This is a genomic window from Priestia sp. P1_B12_1, from assembly GCF_056406695.1.
Genome location: NZ_JBFTZR010000001.1, coordinates 1,014,387 through 1,032,658 on the forward strand (window position 1 = coordinate 1,014,387; position 18,272 = coordinate 1,032,658).

18 protein-coding genes are annotated in these 18,272 nt (G+C 38.5%); 3 read left to right on the forward strand and 15 right to left on the reverse strand.

Annotation, left to right across the window (positions count from 1 at the left end; genetic code table 11):
* Window positions 1-65 precede the first annotated feature (65 nt).
* The 3 genes from ytxJ to AC1D0Y_RS05265 all read right to left on the reverse strand — a co-directional run bounded on the left by ytxJ (window position 66) and on the right by AC1D0Y_RS05265 (window position 1,571).
* Window positions 66-389: a bacillithiol system redox-active protein YtxJ gene (gene ytxJ / locus AC1D0Y_RS05255; RefSeq protein WP_013059495.1), complete on the reverse strand. Its 324-nt coding sequence runs from the start codon at window positions 387-389 to the stop codon at window positions 66-68.
* 213 nt (window positions 390-602) lie between these two features.
* Window positions 603-1,058 (reverse strand): YtxH domain-containing protein, encoded by a 456-nt coding sequence (locus AC1D0Y_RS05260; RefSeq protein WP_013059496.1) that lies wholly within the window; start codon window positions 1,056-1,058, stop codon window positions 603-605.
* Between the two features lie 27 nt (window positions 1,059-1,085).
* Window positions 1,086-1,571, reverse strand: coding sequence for a DUF948 domain-containing protein (locus tag AC1D0Y_RS05265; RefSeq protein WP_013085231.1), 486 nt, complete (start codon window positions 1,569-1,571; stop codon window positions 1,086-1,088).
* A 282-nt stretch (window positions 1,572-1,853) separates the two neighbouring features.
* Here AC1D0Y_RS05265 and AC1D0Y_RS05270 point away from each other — a divergent pair, with 282 nt between their 5' ends.
* Complete coding sequence (locus AC1D0Y_RS05270) at window positions 1,854-2,969, forward strand: aminopeptidase (RefSeq protein WP_013085232.1); 1,116 nt, start codon at window positions 1,854-1,856, stop codon at window positions 2,967-2,969.
* A gap of 39 nt (window positions 2,970-3,008) precedes the next feature.
* On the opposite strand, the gene murC is transcribed toward AC1D0Y_RS05270, so the two are convergent.
* The 8 genes from murC to AC1D0Y_RS05310 form a co-directional block, all read right to left on the reverse strand.
* Complete coding sequence (gene murC / locus AC1D0Y_RS05275; RefSeq protein ID WP_013059499.1) at window positions 3,009-4,310, reverse strand: UDP-N-acetylmuramate--L-alanine ligase; 1,302 nt, start codon at window positions 4,308-4,310, stop codon at window positions 3,009-3,011.
* A 185-nt stretch (window positions 4,311-4,495) separates the two neighbouring features.
* Window positions 4,496-5,149 carry a nicotinate phosphoribosyltransferase gene (locus tag AC1D0Y_RS05280; protein WP_477707362.1) on the reverse strand — a complete coding sequence of 218 codons (654 nt, stop codon included), beginning with the start codon at window positions 5,147-5,149 and terminating at the stop codon, window positions 4,496-4,498.
* Window positions 5,150-5,487: 338 nt separating this feature from the next.
* A complete protein-coding gene (locus AC1D0Y_RS05285) occupies window positions 5,488-8,592 on the reverse strand; it encodes a DNA translocase FtsK (protein ID WP_336090803.1) in 3,105 nt (1,034 codons plus the stop codon).
* Between the two features lie 429 nt (window positions 8,593-9,021).
* A complete protein-coding gene (gene ytpR / locus AC1D0Y_RS05290; protein WP_013085234.1) occupies window positions 9,022-9,627 on the reverse strand; it encodes a YtpR family tRNA-binding protein in 606 nt (201 codons plus the stop codon).
* A 2-nt stretch (window positions 9,628-9,629) separates the two neighbouring features.
* Complete coding sequence (locus AC1D0Y_RS05295; protein ID WP_014457994.1) at window positions 9,630-10,442, reverse strand: DUF1444 domain-containing protein; 813 nt, start codon at window positions 10,440-10,442, stop codon at window positions 9,630-9,632.
* A 72-nt stretch (window positions 10,443-10,514) separates the two neighbouring features.
* On the reverse strand, window positions 10,515-10,832 hold the full coding sequence (locus AC1D0Y_RS05300) for a thioredoxin family protein (protein ID WP_013059504.1): 318 nt from the start codon (window positions 10,830-10,832) through the stop codon (window positions 10,515-10,517).
* A 153-nt stretch (window positions 10,833-10,985) separates the two neighbouring features.
* On the reverse strand, window positions 10,986-11,510 hold the full coding sequence (locus AC1D0Y_RS05305) for a DUF84 family protein (RefSeq protein ID WP_334038332.1): 525 nt from the start codon (window positions 11,508-11,510) through the stop codon (window positions 10,986-10,988).
* A gap of 58 nt (window positions 11,511-11,568) precedes the next feature.
* On the reverse strand, window positions 11,569-12,642 hold the full coding sequence (locus AC1D0Y_RS05310) for a M42 family metallopeptidase (RefSeq protein WP_477707363.1): 1,074 nt from the start codon (window positions 12,640-12,642) through the stop codon (window positions 11,569-11,571).
* 152 nt (window positions 12,643-12,794) lie between these two features.
* Here AC1D0Y_RS05310 and AC1D0Y_RS05315 point away from each other — a divergent pair, with 152 nt between their 5' ends.
* Window positions 12,795-13,106: a PepSY domain-containing protein gene (locus tag AC1D0Y_RS05315; protein ID WP_028410492.1), complete on the forward strand. Its 312-nt coding sequence runs from the start codon at window positions 12,795-12,797 to the stop codon at window positions 13,104-13,106.
* Here the strand turns inward: AC1D0Y_RS05315 and AC1D0Y_RS05320 are convergent.
* Together AC1D0Y_RS05320 and trmB are read right to left on the reverse strand one after the other, a co-directional pair.
* Window positions 13,075-13,932, reverse strand: coding sequence for a YtnP family quorum-quenching lactonase (locus AC1D0Y_RS05320; RefSeq protein ID WP_028410491.1), 858 nt, complete (start codon window positions 13,930-13,932; stop codon window positions 13,075-13,077). The genes AC1D0Y_RS05315 and AC1D0Y_RS05320 overlap by 32 nt on opposite strands.
* Before the next feature lie 75 nt (window positions 13,933-14,007).
* Complete coding sequence (trmB, locus tag AC1D0Y_RS05325) at window positions 14,008-14,658, reverse strand: tRNA (guanosine(46)-N7)-methyltransferase TrmB (RefSeq protein ID WP_098331530.1); 651 nt, start codon at window positions 14,656-14,658, stop codon at window positions 14,008-14,010.
* A 127-nt stretch (window positions 14,659-14,785) separates the two neighbouring features.
* Here trmB and AC1D0Y_RS05330 point away from each other — a divergent pair, with 127 nt between their 5' ends.
* Window positions 14,786-15,064 carry a YtzH-like family protein gene (locus AC1D0Y_RS05330; RefSeq protein WP_013059510.1) on the forward strand — a complete coding sequence of 93 codons (279 nt, stop codon included), beginning with the start codon at window positions 14,786-14,788 and terminating at the stop codon, window positions 15,062-15,064.
* 6 nt (window positions 15,065-15,070) lie between these two features.
* On the opposite strand, the gene AC1D0Y_RS05335 is transcribed toward AC1D0Y_RS05330, so the two are convergent.
* The gene (locus tag AC1D0Y_RS05335) at window positions 15,071-15,865 is read right to left on the reverse strand and encodes a phosphotransferase family protein (RefSeq protein WP_028410490.1); all 795 of its coding nucleotides are present in this window, start codon (window positions 15,863-15,865) and stop codon (window positions 15,071-15,073) included.
* Window positions 15,866-16,056: 191 nt separating this feature from the next.
* Complete coding sequence (gene pulA, locus AC1D0Y_RS05340; protein WP_334038338.1) at window positions 16,057-18,198, reverse strand: type I pullulanase; 2,142 nt, start codon at window positions 18,196-18,198, stop codon at window positions 16,057-16,059.
* Between the last annotated feature and the right edge of the window lie 74 nt (window positions 18,199-18,272).

Here is an 18,272-nt window from a genome sequence, read left to right on the forward strand (position 1 = left end):
CATGCCAATGAAAAAATCCGAACGATTAATGTTCGGATTTTTCTTTCACTAAAATACTTTTTTGATTAGTGAGCTACGTTTTTCGCTAATTCGTCTTCGTTAATGTTCCAGTGAGAAGCATGCCACTTCACTTTTCCATCTTCAAACAGAAGCGCTTGAGGTGATTCATGCTTCACTTCATACGTCTCAGCGATATAGTTAGATACATCACGTGAATCTTGAACATGAAGATAATAAGAAGGAATGTCTTCATGACTAGAAGCAAACGCTGAAAATGCCTCATGACCAGCTGCACTAATTGGACACGTTGTGCTGTGTTTTAAAAATAAAAAGCGATTGTTTTCCTTTACAACTTGTTCGAACTCTTCAACTGTTGAAATTTTTTTCATATTTTTCACCCTTTCTGTACTTACTCTTAAGTTTACATGGTTTGACCGTTTCCATACAAAAAGAGTGCTCAGCTTTATGTATGATACTCATAAATTCATTTATAAGGTGGAGTTTTTTTCTGCAATGAAAAAATTATTTACTTGCTGTTATCCCACCTACATTACATACAAAAAAAGCGTTCACCCTATAGGGTAAACGCTCTTGATTCTTTATTATGGTCGTGGCACTGTGCTTTCCACTTCATCTAGTGCTTTTTGAGCTTCTGTTAGCTTCTGCTGAACGTCTTCGTTGCTTTGAGACTCAACTTCATCAGCAAGCACTTCTAAGCTTGTTGGCGGTAATGCTTCGTGTTCAGGATCTACTTTACGGAAGTTTTTCACCTTGTCCACTACTTGTGAAGATTGCTCAGACAGTGTTTGTGATAAACCAGCCGTTTTTTCCTTAGCCGTTTGAGCAAACCCTTGTCCTTTTTCAACAGCGCTGTTTTTCGCTTGCTCCGTTTTTAAACGAACGTAAGCTGCCTGCTCATTTAAATCAGAACGGAACTCTTTACCTGATTTTGGAGCAAGTAGTAATGCCGTTGCAGCTCCTACAACTCCTCCAATCACTGTTCCTACTAAAAAGCCTTTATTTGAAGTGTTGTTTGGTTTATTTGGTTTGTTTGACATATGCGTCTCCTCCTTTAAAGTTCATCCTTATGAAAATGAGCGTGAGCGTTGAACCGCTTTTTCTTTTACTTCAACAGGTACAGGCTCTGCTTCAACTTTTTTCTGTTTTCTTAATTTTATACGCTCCCATACGTCTAATGCAACATTGCTCCATTGAACGACTTGAGCAACAGTTTCTTTATTTTCTTCTACTTTCTCTGAAACGCTTGATGATACGCTTTTAATAGACTTATTTAGGTCTTGGATTGAGTCACCTACGCCTTTAACAGAATCCACCACTGTGTTCAGCGCTTCGGATTTACGCTGAATATCTTCAGCTAACAGATTAGTCTTATGTAAAAGTGCAGTTGTTTCGGCTGTGATTCCTGTCATTTGCTTTTCTACACCGTCTAAAGTACCTGCCACTGAATTTAATGTGTGCTGAACGGATTTCAATGTTTTGGACACGGAAACCACCAGGTAAAAAATCGCAATGGCAACAATAGCAGCGCTTAAATAAAGAATAATAACCATCTGTGCAAGGCACCTCCTATTTTCTTCTCTCTTGTTATAACTACTTTCCCAATTTTATAAACAATTAAACCTTCTATTCCCTATAGACTCTTTAACTTTACCATATTCTCTCTGCTTTTATTCAGAAAAAGGGAAGATTGCTACATTATTTCGCGATATATGAGTTATTTCCCTTCCCAAAGAAAAAAAGGATTTTAAAGCATAAAAACAAACAAAATAAGCTCAGTGGGGTACAATAGAAAGTGAATCACCAATCATTGTTATTTTAAGGAGGCACTATTTATGAAAGACCCTAGAATTGCGACATTAGCTAAAAATTTAATTAATTATTCTGTTCGCCTTCAAAAAGGAGAAAAAGTATTAATCGAAAACTTTGGACTTCAGCGCGAACTTGTGACAGCACTTGTAGATGAAGCGTACAAGGCGGGTGGTTATCCATTTGTACTGCTAAAAGATCATTCGGTAGACCGAGCTCTTTTAAACGGTGCACAAGAAGAGCAGTTCAATATGATGGCAGACTTTGAAGCAAATGTGATGAAAGAAATGAATGCTTATATTGGCTTGCGTTCCGGTTCAAACATTTTTGAACAATCAGATGTTCCCGCAGATAAAATGAAAATCCAAGGGAATACGATCGGTAAAAAAGTACATAGAGAAATTCGCGTTCCAAAAACAAAATGGGTTGTTCTTCGCTATCCAAACGATTCAATGGCGCAGCTTGCTAAAATGAGTACAGAAGCATTTGAAGATTTTTATTTTGATGTATGTAACTTAGACTATGGCAAAATGAGCAAAGCGATGGATGCTTTAGTTGAGCTCATGAACCGTACGGACAAAGTGCGTTTAACAGGTGAGAATACAGACTTAACGTTCTCTATTAAAGATATTCCTGCAGTGAAGTGTGCGGGGGAAATGAACATTCCGGACGGTGAAGTATACACCGCTCCTGTACGTGATTCTGTAAACGGAACAATTTCTTACAACACTCCTTCTAACTATCAAGGCTTTACGTTTGAAAATGTATCTTTAACATTTAAAAACGGTAAGATTGTTGAAGCAACCGCTAATGATACAGAACGCATCAACGGCATTTTTGATACGGATGAAGGCGCACGTTTTGTTGGCGAATTTGCGATTGGCGTAAATCCATATATTCAACATCCAATGCAAGACATTTTATTTGATGAAAAAATTGACGGAAGCTTCCACTTCACTCCTGGCGAGTGCTACGAAGATGCGTATAATGGAAACAAGTCAAATATTCACTGGGATATGGTGATGATTCAGCGTCCAGAATACGGCGGCGGTGAGATTTATTTCGATGACGTGTTAATTCGTAAAGACGGGCTATTTGTCATTGAGGAATTAAAAGCGTTAAATCCTGAAAATTTAAAATGAGCTTTGAAATAAAAAAGGCACTCTCCTGAGTGCCTTTTTTTATGATACAGTTTGCTGATATAGTTTTTCAAACTTTTGAATGTCTCCAGCACCCATAAATACTAATACAGCTTCATTATGGTCTTTTAACGATTCAATTGTTTCTTCATTAATTAATTCAGCTCCGCTGATTTTGCTTCGTAAATCTTCAATTGATAATTTACCTTGATGCTCACGAGCTGATCCAAAAATGTCACATAGATATACTTTATCAGCGTGCTGTAAGCTTGCTGCAAAGTCCTCTAAGAACGTTTGTGTACGCGTAAAAGTATGCGGTTGGAAAACAGCCACAACTTCACGGTTTGGATATTTTTGACGAGCAGCTGAAATCGTTGCATTAATTTCCGTTGGATGGTGTGCATAATCATCGATTAGCACTTGTTTGCCAACGTTCTTTTCACTGAAACGACGCTTTACACCTTGATATGTTTTAAAACGCTCTTGCAGCACAGCAACATCAATTTCTTCATAATGACAAAGTGCAATAACAGAAAGTGCATTTAAGATGTTATGGTCGCCATACCCTGGAATTTCAAATGATGCGTGGAATGTATTACGAACGAACACATCAAATGTTGTGCCTGTTGTGCTTTTTACGATATTACGTGCTTGGAAATCATTTTCTTCGCCTAATCCGTAATAAAGAACAGGTACCTTCGCTTGAATTTGCTGCAGATGTTCATCGTCACCACAGGCAATAATTCCTTTTTTGACTTGAAGTGCCATCTCTTGGAACGCGCTGAATACATCATCGATATTGGCAAAATAATCAGGGTGATCAAAATCAATATTCGTCATAATTGCATAGTCTGGCGTATAAGATAAGAAATGGCGGCGATACTCACATGCCTCAAACGCAAAATACTTGCTGTCTTTTACACCTTTACCCGTACCGTCTCCAATTAAATATGAAGTAGGTTCAGCTCCTTGAATCACATGCGCTAACATACCCGTTGTGGATGTTTTCCCGTGTGCTCCTGTTACGGCTACACTCGTATACTGTTTCATAAAGTCACCTAAGAAACGGTGATAGCGTACAAGCTTGACTCCTTCTTTTGAAGCTGCTTCTGCAATTTCTTCATGCGTATCAGGAAAAGCATTTCCTGCGATTACAGTCATGCCGTCTTTAATATTATTTTTATCAAATGGTAAAACAGGAATTCCCTGCTGCTCTAGTGCTTTTTGCGTAAAAATTTCTTTTTCAATATCCGATCCTTGAACTTGAAAGCCCATATCGTTTAGGATTTGCGCAAGCGCACTCATTCCTGTTCCTTTAATACCTACAAAATGGTAAACTGTCATATAAAGAACCTCCAACATTCGTCTATCTGTAAGACAGTATATGACGGTTATCTAGAATTGCTCTTACAAACGTATATAAATGTCGTTTGATTGCTGATTTCACGATAACATCCGTACATTATATCACTTCTTATAACATAACTCCATGACTCCATTTCTACTCTCTTCCCTTGCGAAACGGCCTTTTATTTTGGCTTCATCACATAGTATATAGCCTGCTGTTTTAAAAACGAGCGCCATGTCATTGCATTTTTTTTGTCATTATATTGCGTTACTAACTGTTCAATGCGTTGTTTATGTCCTAAAAAGAAAGAGTCAATTAACACGTCATATCCGATTGATTTTATTTTTCGAATCCAAATTACTTGTTGTTCCTCTAAATTTGCAAATCTTCCTCTTACATCTTTGATGATAACCTGCTCATTTGTCAATGGGGTATATCCTTTTAAGAAAAACGAATTAGGTACTTTAGACACAATAATTGGCTCTAGTACACTCGTCAAAAAAAAGGCTCCTTGAATCAAAAACGACTCTGTTTTCTGCTTCGCCTGATCAGCTAAAAAAAGCTGCAGCAGGGTTTTCCCCTGAATGGTTACATATTCAAATGCAAACCACTGAAAAAATAATTGTTCATGGGAATCAGACAGAGGCGCCTCATGAGGCAAGTTTGCTAACTCTTTAAATAAATGTGAAGCCCGCACTTTTTCTCGTATATTCGTATAGCGGTTCACAAAAAAGAAATATTGATTGTAAAAGTCGCAAATAGCATTATCAGACTGAAGCTGCTTTTGTTCACGAATTTCATTAAAGTTAATCAGTTCATGATTTTCTTCTGTCATTACTCTTCACTCGTACTCTAATTATTTTAGTTTGTCCTCTTTATACGCCTTCAGCTCATATGTTTCTGCCGGTGAGAAATGATAGCAAACTATCACATGCTAAAAAAGCAACATACACATTATCCTTACATATAGTAAATCATTTTACTAGTTCTGACAAACCTTTTCCTTTTTTTCTTGATGGATTTCTCCCAAAATCTCTACTCAAATTCTGTATAAACGAACTTAAAGCAGGAAAAAAGAGGCGACGGATACAGTGACAGAGCGTTAGCTCACACCATTCTGTATTCTGCTGATTTTGCATAGCCTCTTTTTTAACCTACATGTAGAAAAACAGCTTAAAATGTAGAAGTGGCTGTTTGACTTTCCATTTCCTGAAGCTCATTTTCAGTAATGAGCACATCTCTTGGCTTGCTTCCTCTTGCTTCTGAAATAATGCCTTGCTGCTCCATCATGTCAATGAGGCGCGCAGCGCGATTGTATCCCATTCTGAAGCGTCTTTGCAGACTGGAAGTAGAAGCGCCGCCTTGGTCTAGCACAAACTCGCATGCTTCATAGAAAAGCTCATCTTCTTCATTTGAAGCAAAGCTTTGCTGCTTTTTCAACAAATCTTCTTGATCAAATAGGTATGTTGGCTTCATTTGTTTTTTGACATGATCTACAACGCGGTCAATTTCTTCATCTGAAACAAAGTTCCCTTGAATTCGAACGCTTTTAGAAGAGCCGTTTTCAAGAAGCAGCATATCACCTTTACCTAGTAGCTTCTCTGCTCCCCCTGTGTCGATAATTGTACGTGAATCAACTTGCGAAGAAACAGAAAATGCAATACGCGTTGGCACATTCGCTTTAATTAAGCCTGTAATCACATCTACGGAAGGACGCTGCGTTGCAAGCAATAAGTGAATGCCACATGCTCTTGCCTTTTGTGCAATACGGCAAATAGCTTCCTCTACTTCCCCAGGAGATACCATCATTAAGTCGGCAAGTTCATCAATAATAATAACTAGATATGGGAGCTCCCCGCTTTTTTCATTATGTTCTTTTACACGTTCGTTGTATTTTGTAATATCACGTACGCCTGCATGTGCAAACAATTCATAACGGCGCTCCATTTCCTCTACTGCCCATTTTAAAGCTGTAGTAGCTGCTTTAGCATCCGTGATAACCGGGCTGACTAAATGCGGAATCCCGTTGTAAGGAGCTAACTCAACCATTTTAGGGTCAATTAACATAAGCTTGACTTCGTGCGGCGCAGCTTTATAAAGCAAGCTGACGATAATAGTATTAATACACACGCTTTTACCAGACCCTGTCGCTCCGGCAATCAAACCATGAGGCATTTTATTCAAGTCAGTCACAACCGGCGTTCCTGAAATGTCTAACCCTAACGCCACCGTTAAAGGAGAGTTATCTTTTCTAAAAGAAGGATGCCTCAAAATTTCACGAATTAACACCGGCTTACTTTGACGATTTGGCACTTCAATTCCAATCGTATTTTTCCCTGGAATTGGTGCTTCAATTCGGATATCACGCGCGGCTAGGCTCAGTTTAATATCATCTGTTAAATTCGTAATTTTGTTCACTTTCACACCGGGTTCAGGATGTACTTCAAATCTGGTCACGGTAGGACCTTGCGTGACGTTTACTACCTTAGCTCGAACGTTAAAGTTTTTTAATGTCATATCCAAAAGCTCACGCTGCTCATCCGCCCATTGATTATCTTCTTCAATAGCAGCTGGAGGAATGTTAAGCAAGTTCATTCCAGGAAATGCATAAGGAGAAGAAGCCTTTACATTTACAGGTTCTTCAGCTTTTAACGAAGCCTGGGGAACCGCTTCTTTGGTTTTTTCACCGTGAACTTCTTCTTGCCTACTTACTTCCGTTTTTTTTTGCAGAGCTTCTGCCTCCTGCCTTTGGTATGAACCTTGAGACGGCTGACTTTTTTCTCGAGCGCTGTTATTCATCTTTGTACGGTCTTTTTTCAGCATCATCACGTTAAAAGGCACTAATCGCTTACCGCGAGCTCGTTCAGCATTTCCTGGCTGTTCTGCAGGTACAAGAGGTTCTACAGCTGACTCTTGCTGTACTTGTTCTTGTAACTCTTGACTTTCCTGCATACTGCTCTCTTCCTCTTTTATCACCAAATTTTCAAGATCTTGGTAAACAACAGCTGATGCCGCTTCTGGTTGCCATTCGTCAGCTGCGGGCTGCGATGAATTTAAACTTTCAGAATTCAGCTCACGTTCTGCTTCCATATGAACATTGTTTGCTGGCTCTTCTAGAATGACGTCACTTTCTTTCTCAGCAGCTGGAGTTTCTTCTTTCTTTCTAGGCTTTAGTGCTTCTACTTCTTCTGCTGCTTGTAAAAACACTGCGCTTCCGTCCATCAACGTTTCTGCTTCTACTTCTTCAGTCTCATTTCCTATCTCTTGTTGGAGAGAAACTGATGATTCAGACGGGCGCGGTTCCTCTGAAATTGTAACTTCTTCAGCCGCTGTCATACCTTTCGCTAAATCCCAGTCAAGAGTTCTCTCTTGTCCCACTAACGGTTCGACCGTGTGTGATTCTTCAAAAGCTGGCACCTCTTCCTGTTCTTTTACAGCTGCTGAAGAACTTGGCTTTTCTTCAGGAAATGATAGCTTTTCTTTTTGATTTTCCTCATATTGCTTCCACTGAGCAAAACGCTGAGAAGATAGTTGCATCATTTCTTCTGTTTCTTGAATCGGTGCTTCTTCGGCTATAGGCTTAGAAAGTGGTTTTCTTAACGGCTCTACAACAGCTGTATTCATCGCTCGTCGGTAAATTTCATCTTCAAACGCAGCTTTTGATAACTGTGTACTCGGAAGCTCATATTCTACTACTTCCTCACTTCCTTTTTGTACAACATTAGAAGGCCGCTTATTAAACCCATAAACAGGTGAAGGAATTTCAGTCGGACGAAACGGACGTTTTCTTACTTGCGGAACCGCTTCTTTCTTTTCAGATACCGTTTTTAACGGCTGAGATACTGACTTAGGCTGCGTTAGCGCCGACTTGCGAACAGGCTCTTGATAAAACGGAGCCGGTGCCTTTTTTGCTACAGGCCTTGGTTCATTTTTAGGAGCTGCTGCCTTTTTTGCTTCTCCCGTATCATCAATTAAAGGAAAACGAAATGTCCCTTTTGGATATTGATAAGCTACTTTTGTATGAACATCTTGCTGCTCTTCACTGTAACTCCGCTTTTGCGTTCTGGCTGAGTGTGGAACAGAAGGTTTTGGCGCTGCTTTCATCACTGGCTTTTGATGAACTGACTGCATTTGTTTCGGCTTAGGAGCCTTCTTTTTAGGAATTGTTTTTTCTCTATTTAAAGGGTATTCTTCCGTTGTATTTCCATGTTCGTCTACAACGATTTCTTTCACTTCGTATCCTAGTAAATAATCCATTACTTTTCGTACAAAACCCATTTTTATCACTCTTTCTATCAGACTATCTTACTTCGTTTAGCCTCTTATACCGCAGTGCTGCGATATCTACAAAAAGCTATCCATGTATCCTTTATTTACCTTTGGCCTCAAAGTATTCTCTGAGATGGATATATATACTATCTTTTCATTTATCATTCTATCACGTATGCTTGAACTCTTACTATAAAATCTACTATTTTGCTTCCCTTATTTATACAGTAAAATTCCTCTTTACAAAAATATTTTTTCGCGTCTAGTTAGCACTCATAATTAAACACGAAAAAAGCCACTAGTATATACTAGTGGCTTTTAATTTTATCAAACCTTTTTAAGAATTGACAATTGCTTTTCAGCAACTGTAACGCTTTGAAATATACGTGTAAAAAAACATCCTGCTTTTGCCCTATAAATCAGTATGGCACTCTGCTTTTATGCTTGAAAAGGTTGACCTACTTCATATTTGTCTTCAAGTACTAAAATCCCTTTTTCTTGAGGAGCGTTCGGAAGCGCCAGCTCTTTAGCAGAGCAAATCATACCTGAAGAAGGTACACCGCGCAGCTCTGCATCTTTAATGATCATACCGCTTGGCATAACCGCTCCTACTTTTGCTACCACGACTTTTTGGCCTGCGTCTACATTTGGTGCTCCACACACAATTTGAAGTGTTTCTGTGCCAACATCTACTTTACAGATGTTCAGCTTATCTGCATTTGGATGCTTTTCTTTTTCTTGAACATATCCCACTACAAATTTAGGAGATAAATCCACTTCGAGTTTACCTTCAAAACCGCTTTCGCTAAGTACACGATTTACTTCTTCTACCATTTCTTCTGTTAATTCAAGAGAACCATTTCCCTCTACTTTTAACTTAGAAGAAGCATGAAAGATGTTATAGCCAGCTGTTGTATTTGATTTTTGATCAAAGATACGCACAACGTCACCTTTTGTTTCAAACGTGCGATTTTCAATTGCGATATCTTCTAGCTTGACGATTAACGTATCGCCGATACCTTCTTTATTATAAAAAAGATTCATAATTAGTCCCGTCCTTTACTGCGATTTTTTCCTAGAATAAAAATAGGTTCTAGCTCACCGTTTTCGTATAAAAATGAAAGAGCTGTGATGGGTACACGTCCACTTGCAAAAAAGCTCATGGTCATTTGCGCAAGAATATCATAACCCGTTTCGTTTTGGATATCAGCTAGAATCAGCACATCTTGATGAGGTACTGCTACAGCCATTGTGCCCGAAACACTAGAAGCAAAATCTTGCAAAAATGCCTCGTTAAGAATTCGGCTTGCATCGTATCCATCGTTCTGATTGACAAAATAAAAGTCATTGCCTGCTACCGTATCTTTTTTATGTGAAATCGGCAAAGAGCGAAGATTAAATTTAGCCATTTCCCGCACTGCGGATAGATCTAAATTTTCCTTGCGAATTAGTTTCTCATCTAATAGACGATATGTATTGCCTAAATCAAGCGCATAATAAATGCGTGTTTCAGCTGTATGTTCATCATAAATCAACGGCACGTCTTCATTCGATTTATCTGGAAAAGACGTTGAGCGAATAACTGGATAAATGCGCTTTTCTTTTCCCGTTACCTGCTGTTCATCGTTCATAACACGAAGAGCTTCTTTTATATAATATACCATTTCATCTAGAGCCGCTTCCTTTTTTTCTTCCCATTTTGCAATTAGCCCAGGTAAAGAAATGGTTACACCTTTTTTCGTTTCCTGATGTTCAACGCGCAGCGTATCTTTTTCACGATCAAATAAAAATGACCAATCCGCACCCGTTAATCGCTCTTCTAGTAGTTTTCTCATCTTTTGACTATTCATTTTCGCCATATTTACGCCTCCTTTTCTCATTTTTATGTATGAAGACTGATAGCTGTAGATCGCTATCAGTCTTCACTTGATTTATGCATTTAAGCCGTTAATAAACTCTTCAATTTCTTCTTTTGTTTTACGGTCTTTGCTGACAAAACGCCCTGTTTCTTCTCCGTTGCTGTAACCAACAAAGCTTGGAATTCCAAAGATGCTTAATTCTGCACAAAGGTCGATAAAGTCGTCGCGGTCGACATAGTGAAATGTATACTCGCTATGATTGGCCTCAATTTCTGGAAGCACTGGCTCGATTACTCGGCAATCCGGGCACCAGTCTGCTGAAAACATCATGATATGTTTTCCTTCTTTAATGATTTCTTTGTATTGTTCAATTGTTTGCATTTTTTCCATTTTTCTTTCCTCCACTTTTTCTTTTACTTTCGTATTTAAACGGCTAAAGCCCTATACATTATTTAATCCTTCTACATCAAAACATAGTATATGAGTTGTTGCAACTATCATACACTGATGCTTTTCTATTATAAAGGGTTACAAAGAAAATTCCTATTGAACAGCTTGATTTGTCCTAAAATCCAGCTGTCCTTTTAGCATTAAAACAACCTGATAAAACATAGCGGTCCGATCTAAATTTCCGTTGGTGAAAATACCGATTGCTCCTTCTTTTTTTCGAATATTCTTTTGGTTTGTATACACTTCCATAGCTTCGGCTAATTCTTTTTTATCATGACGAAGTATACCGGCTACCGCTTCAGGAAGCCGAATACGAGCCCCTCCACCTAAAATCGGTTCAAGGTCCTTAGAGGTAACAAGACTTCCCCAATTGCAAAGGAATAAGCCATGAGGCATTTCCTGCACCCCTCCTTCAAGCCCAATGCCAATATCAGCACCTGTCTCTTTGACAGCAGCACGCGCGCGGTTAATCGCTCCTTGAATGGTTTCTTCATCAGAAAAAGGCTGTGGCGACACGCCGGACTGCACGGCTACCTCTACATATGTAAAAGTATCTCCAAATACTTTTTTTACTGCATTTACTTTCGTTGGATTTTTCGTTCCGATCGCAATTTTCATTTTTTTCTCCTGTCATTATGAAACAAAGCAACCGCAAAAGCAGCTGCTTTGTTCTTTTTTATCCGTTTTGCTTAATCGTATCGAGCGTTGTTTGGTCTGTAGAACGTACAAGTTTGATCAGTAATTCTTTTGCGGCTGCATAGTCATCTACATGAATCATAGACGCATGAGTATGAATATAACGTGAACATACGCCGATGACCGCAGAAGGAACTCCATTATTAGAAGTATGAACGCGCCCTGCATCCGTACCTCCCGGAGAAACAAAGTATTGATAAGGGATGCTGTTTGTCTCAGCTGTATCTAAAATAAATTCTCTCATTCCCCTATGTGTGACCATCGTACGGTCAAAGATACGAAGTAATACGCCTTTTCCTAATTGTCCAAATGCATTTTTATCGCCTGATGTATCGTTAGCAGGACTAGCATCTAGTGCATAAAACAAATCCGGTTTAATCATATTCGCAGCTGATTGAGCACCGCGAAGTCCTACTTCTTCTTGAACAGTAGCTCCAGAATATAAAATATTTGGCAATTTTTCATTTTTTACTTCTTTTAATAATTCAATCGCAAGTCCGCACCCATAGCGATTATCCCATGCTTTCGCCAGTATTTTCTTTTCATTTGCCATTGGCGTAAACGGACAAATCGGTACAATTTGATCGCCAGGACGAATGCCCATTTCTGCTACTTCCTGCTTGCTATCTGCGCCCACATCAATCATCATATTTTTAATAGCCATTGGCTTGTTGCGCTGTGATTCGTCTAATAAATGGGGAGGAATAGAAGCAATTACGCCGGTGATAGGACCTTTTTTTGTAACAACATGGACGCGTTGAGCTAGCAGTACTTGACTCCACCATCCTCCTAAAGTTTGAAAACGAAGCATTCCTTTATCTGTTACAGACGTAACCATAAGTCCTACTTCGTCCATATGTCCTGCTACCATTACTTTAGGACCTTTTTCTTCATTATAGCGAACGCCAAATAAACTTCCTAACCCATCTTGAATGACTTCATCTACAAGGGGTTCAATTTGCGAGCGCATAAATGAACGTACTTGATGTTCGTTTCCAGCGGCACCTGGTAACTCCGTTAATGTTTTAAATAGAGATAGCGTTTCATTGTTCATATATACTCTCCTTTATGTATCATTTTCTTTATTGTATCGAAAACCGGAAATAGTTGCTAGTTAAGTCCTTCTCTTCTATGACTCAACTTAACAAAGCATTCGACAATTTGATATAATGATGAAAACATATCCTTAAAAAGCAGGTGAATAACGTGAAATGGACTCAACTAATAGCAGGAGCTGCAGTCGGATTTGCAAGCGCTTATATTATTCAAAAAAGAAAGTCGTCAATTTCCTCATCGGAAGCCCTTACGATTGTTAAAAGCGCTTTTAAACAAAATGGGGCAATTGACGGCTCATGGATTGAAACAACGACTAAAGTCATTCAAAAACATGGTCTCTCTTTTTATGGTTATACGGGTGGAATTATCAGAACACGTGATGCAAAACAGGAACATTACGAGTTTTTCATTGATAAAAAAAGCGGTTCTATTATTGAATTGACGCTGAATCCATCCGTTTAATTTCGTCAACTATTTCTCCTTTATTATCCCATTTTACAGCTCGATAAAAAGCATCATGATAAAAACTTAGCCAAGCTTGATTCTCATAGGCATAAGCTAGCCACTGCTGCTTTTGTTCAATCGAAGTCATTGGATAATCATCATAGGCCATTACCCATAAGACATTTTGATGTGCATGTGTTGGCAAAAGATCGCCCATATGCACTAAGATGTCATTGTTTCCTTTTAATACAACTACAGCATGACCATCGCTGTGACCGCCGGTATGATGAATCGTTACTCCAGGCACAATTTCATCTTTGTCGCTAAATGTGATTACTTGATGCTGAATAAATTCCCAATTTTGTTTCCAATACGTATTTTTAGAACGTATATTAGGATTTCTCATTTCATTCCACTCGATTTCACTAACAAAAATTCTTGCATTTGGAAAAGCAGAGGAAAAATGTCCGTTGCTGCATTTTGTTAAGCCTGACACATGATCAAAGTGAAGATGCGTCATAATGACATGAGTAATATCTTCGCACGTGAACCCTAACTTTTGTAAATCTTCAGCAATAAATGATTCTTCTGTTACACCAAAATGACGCTTTTTTTTCTCATCCAACATACCATTCCCTATGCCTGCATCGATTAACATGAGGTGTTTTTCAGTTTGAACGAGCAAAGGATCAGTCCTCATTGGGATTCGATTTCCTTCTGAGATAGGATACTTTTTTGTCCAAAGCTCTTTTGGAACAACACCAAACATTGCTCCTCCGTCTAAATGATTATTCCCTCCACGAAGCCATGTCACTTTTAATTCGCCTATTGTTAACGTTTCCATTTTACACCTCCATTATATTCCTTTTTATTTTATCACTATCTCTTTCTCTTTTTGAACAAAAAAAGACTGAGGAACTCAGTCTTTTTCGTTCAGGTATTTTACTTCACAGCGGTAAATGCGGCTGCCTTTTTGTGAAAATTTCTCTTCATATTCCGTCATAACATTGCCTTCAAAATCGCTTTTATGCAAATCTAAGCTAATATATTTGAGAAGAAGCCCATATTCTGAAAAGCTTGTCAATGAATATTCAAATAGCCCTTGATTATCTGTTTTAAAGTGAATTTCTCCACCATCAACCAGCAGGTTTTCATACATGTTTAAGAACGTTTTGTATGTTAAACGGCGTTTGGCATGTCTCTTTTTTGGCCATGGATCAGAGAAATTGAGATAAACGCGATCCACGTCATTTTTTGCAAAAAACTCACTAAGATGGTTAGCATCTACATTCAACAGTTTTAAATTTGGAAGCTCTTCTTCAATCAATCGTTCTAGAGCACTTAAGATGACACTTTCATACATTTCAATTCCAATATAGTTGATATGCGGATTTTGTTTAGCCATCCCTACTAAAAATTGGCCTTTTCCTGTTCCTACTTCAATATGAAGAGGATTTCCGTTTCCAAAAACCTCTTTCCAGTTCCCTTTATGCTCTGCTGGGTTTGGGACCACGTATTGGGGATTTTCAGCAATTTTATCTTTTGCCCAAGGTTTGTTTCGTAATCTCATGTTGCACCTCTTTAATGTATTTTGACGCATTGAAAATGTCGGTTATTCGAAACAACCGACATTCTCATGCATAATTGTGTTTAGATAGAAAAAAATAAGAGCATCATACGAGAAAGGATGATGCTTAATGCCTTTAAATGCCGAACACCAAATGAATATATTAAAAGATATTTTATCTAATCATCAAAGTGATTGCTGCGGAACGGTTGCGGAATGTGAACAGGTTGAACGTTTAATTCAATCAATGTTAGCAAAAGGATACGCTAGCACAGACGTACAAGCAACACTACAAAACGTGTATAAATACACGCAAGATGCAAAAAGTGCTGCTCATTTAGACGAACATATTCAAACCAATCAACAAAATTTATCACAATGGGTCCAAGAACTATCTACCTTGTCATAATCTTTGCTACTGTGCTTGAATGTCGTTGACGAGCAACATCCGAAGATATTCAAGCCAGTAATTCATTTCAGAATGTTCATTTTTCGAACGATGCCATTCAATGAATAAAATGGTTTGACTTATCACATACCACTTCATTCTCTTTTTCAAGTTCTCGGTTAGTTCAACCCCATAATGCTCAAGCCATTCTTCCCACTGAGATGGATTGATGTACCAATAAAGCAGTAAACCTAAATCAATAGCAGGATCTGCAATCATCGCTCCGTCCCAGTCGATTAAATATAGCTGCGTATTCTCTCCAAGCATCCAGTTATTGTGGTTCACATCACAGTGACACACAACATATTTATCTGTCTGAACGGACGGAAGCTCTGCTTGTAAATAACTGATTCCCTGCTCTACAATACTTTCTTTTTGAAGTCGCTCGTCCACATTCTCTACAATATCGGCTAGCACGTCTTCGGGAAGAAGCGGTGTTTTCCCCAACCTTTTCAACATATCTAATAACTCGTTTGAATGATGAATTTTACTAAGCAATTCTGTCACTCGACTCGAATTCATATCTTTTGGTTTTAATTCTCGACCATCTAGCCAGTGCTGAGCTGTGATCACATCTCCATTTTCCATTCGTCTTGTCCACACGAGCTTCGGTACAATTCCTTCAGCTGACAATACTGCTAAAAAAGGTGATGAATTACGCTTTAAAAAAAGCTTTCGGTCTTGAAATTTTGCAAAATAAGCTTCTCCTGTCGCTCCGCCAGCAGGAGTAATTTCCCATTCGCTTCCTAATATATCTTCCAACCAATTCACCTTCAATTTCAACACACACATTTCGTTTAAAAATTTCACTCAATAAAGCAATCTATTAAGACATCATGACGTTATTTTCTTAGTAAATAAAAAAGACGGCTATTGAGGATATGTATCAATAGCCATCCTTTATAAATATTATCTCCATCACACTTTTTTCGTCAAGTGGTTGAAGACAATAATTACGTTTGAAATAAAATAAGAACGCTAAGTTTTGAAACGTTTATAGCATTATTCTCTATAGTAGGATACCCATTTTTATATACTTTACAATGATCAAGTGCTATTTTCCATGGTCCTTCTGGCAAAACTACTTTTTCTTCCATTAGGCCTTGATTAAAAAACACGATAATATTCTTCCACGGACCGTAAGCCAATACGTTTGATAAGCAATAGCCAATAACGGACTGCGGCGTGTTTAGGAAAGAGACATGCTGCCTAATCGCTGAAGCATCTCCCAAGCGAAATGCACCGTGCTGTTTGCGAATACGAATCAGTTCTTGAACCCAATTCACATCAGGAGAAAATTTGATCCGTCGATTCCAATCAAGTGCATTAATATCATCAGGTGAATTATAGCTGTTCTCTACGCCTTGTTTAGTGCGGTAAAACTCTTGACCACTATGAAGAAACGGTATGCCTTGTGAAAGAAGTACAATAGCAGTAGCAAGGCGGTGACGACTTCTACGAGTGTCTTCGTCTTCGTCTCCGTTTGAATTCATTAACTTATCCCACAGCGTATGATTATCATGTGATTCAACGTAATTAACTGATTGTGCTGGATTTATAAATAAAGCCCGGCTGTCTTCTTTATCCAGAATGCTCCCCGCTATCACGGATTGCACGGTCTCTTTTTGATGAATATTTCCGCTAATAAAACCTTTTTCATACACATCAAACGTGCTTCCTTTTACAGAATCTCGAAAGCGATCATTAAAATAGCCGATTTGAGGCGTTTGGCGGGCATTCGCCATAATTGCTTTTTGATTGTAGGGGAGAGGAGTATTTAAATCCCAGCCTTCGCCAAACACCAAAATAGTAGAATCAATTTCATTTATTTTTTCACGAATGATGTTCATCGTTTCTATATCTAAAATCCCCATGAGGTCAAAGCGAAACCCATCAACGTCGTACTCTTTTATCCAAAATAATACTGAATCGATAATAAACTTTTGCGCCATTTTCCGTTCAGAAGCAAAATCATTTCCTACTCCCGTCCCGTTCGAAGGCATCCCAAACTCATCATGTCGAAAATAATAGCCCGGAACAATTTTTTCAAAAGGTGATTCTTCTCGTACAAATACGTGATTATAAACTACATCTATAATAACACGGAATCCCTGTTGATGAAGTGTTGATATTAATTGTTTCACTTCAGCAATACGAGTGGCGGGATTTGAAGGGTCAGCGGAGTAGCTTCCTTCTGGTACATTAAACAACAATGGATTATACCCCCAATTATAAGAAGCATGAGGATTTAATTCATCTACTCCGCCAAAGTCGTTAATAGGAAGAAATTCAAGGTGGGTCACTCCTAGCTCTTTTAAATAATGAAGACCTGTTGTTTTGCCTGGCTGCCCGCTTGATTCAGTAATAGCTTGGTACGTACCCTTGTTTTCTATCACGCTTGAAGGATGAATTGAAAAGTCTCGAACGTGCATTTCGTAAATAACGGCATCCGTTGGCTGAAGGAAAGGCGGCTTTTCATGGAGATGAACATAGGCTGTATGAAGATTTATCAGAACTCCGTATTCACTATTTGCTGTAGCTGCAACGGCATAAGGGTCCACTGCTTCATTTGTTCGGCCGTTTACATCTATTAAAAATCGATAATAATACCCTTCTTTATCCAAAGGAAGTTCCTTTTCCCATACGCCTTTTCTTTGACGAGCCATAACGTACAGTTCTTCTTTCCGGCTGTTCGCATGTATTAATTTTAAAACCACTGCTGATGCAGTCGGGGCCCAAATTTTTATCATAATATGATCTGAATAAAATGCTGCACCCAAATCATTTTGATTATAATAAAATCTCTCATCAAACTCTTTGGTTCGTATAACAGCCCCTACCTGCAGCGGAACTTTCTCCCCGTAATTATCACAGATAATGTACGACTGTCCAATTTCTATGCTACCTTCAACCTTGCCTTCATATTTGATAAAACCTTCTAATTCATGTACGTTTTCAATAGAGATGGTCTCATGTATTTGTGTACTTTTAATCACAAAAAAATCAATTTGACCTTCATGATAAGAAGTTGGAACTAAAAGAGTAATACGATCTATTTGATCTAAATAAGCCTGAAACTTATTATCACCAGTCATCCTTTTCTCCTCCTTATGCCAATTACCTCTTTAGTAGCATTATATGTAGCAAACGCAAAAACGAAAGCACTTTC

What these genes read in the sequence shown, in the direction of transcription:
- ytxJ (WP_013059495.1), bottom strand. Translation starts at nt 389, where the DNA reads ATGAAAAAAATTTCAACAGTTGAAGAGTTCGAACAAGTTGTAAAGGAA.
- AC1D0Y_RS05260 (WP_013059496.1), bottom strand. Translation starts at nt 1,058, where the DNA reads ATGTCAAACAAACCAAATAAACCAAACAACACTTCAAATAAAGGCTTT.
- AC1D0Y_RS05265 (WP_013085231.1), bottom strand. Translation starts at nt 1,571, where the DNA reads ATGGTTATTATTCTTTATTTAAGCGCTGCTATTGTTGCCATTGCGATT.
- AC1D0Y_RS05270 (WP_013085232.1), top strand. Translation starts at nt 1,854, where the DNA reads ATGAAAGACCCTAGAATTGCGACATTAGCTAAAAATTTAATTAATTAT.
- murC (WP_013059499.1), bottom strand. Translation starts at nt 4,310, where the DNA reads ATGACAGTTTACCATTTTGTAGGTATTAAAGGAACAGGAATGAGTGCG.
- AC1D0Y_RS05280 (WP_477707362.1), bottom strand. Translation starts at nt 5,149, where the DNA reads ATGACAGAAGAAAATCATGAACTGATTAACTTTAATGAAATTCGTGAA.
- AC1D0Y_RS05285 (WP_336090803.1), bottom strand. Translation starts at nt 8,592, where the DNA reads ATGGGTTTTGTACGAAAAGTAATGGATTATTTACTAGGATACGAAGTG.
- ytpR (WP_013085234.1), bottom strand. Translation starts at nt 9,627, where the DNA reads ATGAATCTTTTTTATAATAAAGAAGGTATCGGCGATACGTTAATCGTC.
- AC1D0Y_RS05295 (WP_014457994.1), bottom strand. Translation starts at nt 10,442, where the DNA reads ATGGCGAAAATGAATAGTCAAAAGATGAGAAAACTACTAGAAGAGCGA.
- AC1D0Y_RS05300 (WP_013059504.1), bottom strand. Translation starts at nt 10,832, where the DNA reads ATGGAAAAAATGCAAACAATTGAACAATACAAAGAAATCATTAAAGAA.
- AC1D0Y_RS05305 (WP_334038332.1), bottom strand. Translation starts at nt 11,510, where the DNA reads ATGAAAATTGCGATCGGAACGAAAAATCCAACGAAAGTAAATGCAGTA.
- AC1D0Y_RS05310 (WP_477707363.1), bottom strand. Translation starts at nt 12,642, where the DNA reads ATGAACAATGAAACGCTATCTCTATTTAAAACATTAACGGAGTTACCA.
- AC1D0Y_RS05320 (WP_028410491.1), bottom strand. Translation starts at nt 13,932, where the DNA reads ATGGAAACGTTAACAATAGGCGAATTAAAAGTGACATGGCTTCGTGGA.
- trmB (WP_098331530.1), bottom strand. Translation starts at nt 14,658, where the DNA reads ATGAGATTACGAAACAAACCTTGGGCAAAAGATAAAATTGCTGAAAAT.
- AC1D0Y_RS05330 (WP_013059510.1), top strand. Translation starts at nt 14,786, where the DNA reads ATGCCTTTAAATGCCGAACACCAAATGAATATATTAAAAGATATTTTA.
- pulA (WP_334038338.1), bottom strand. Translation starts at nt 18,198, where the DNA reads ATGACTGGTGATAATAAGTTTCAGGCTTATTTAGATCAAATAGATCGT.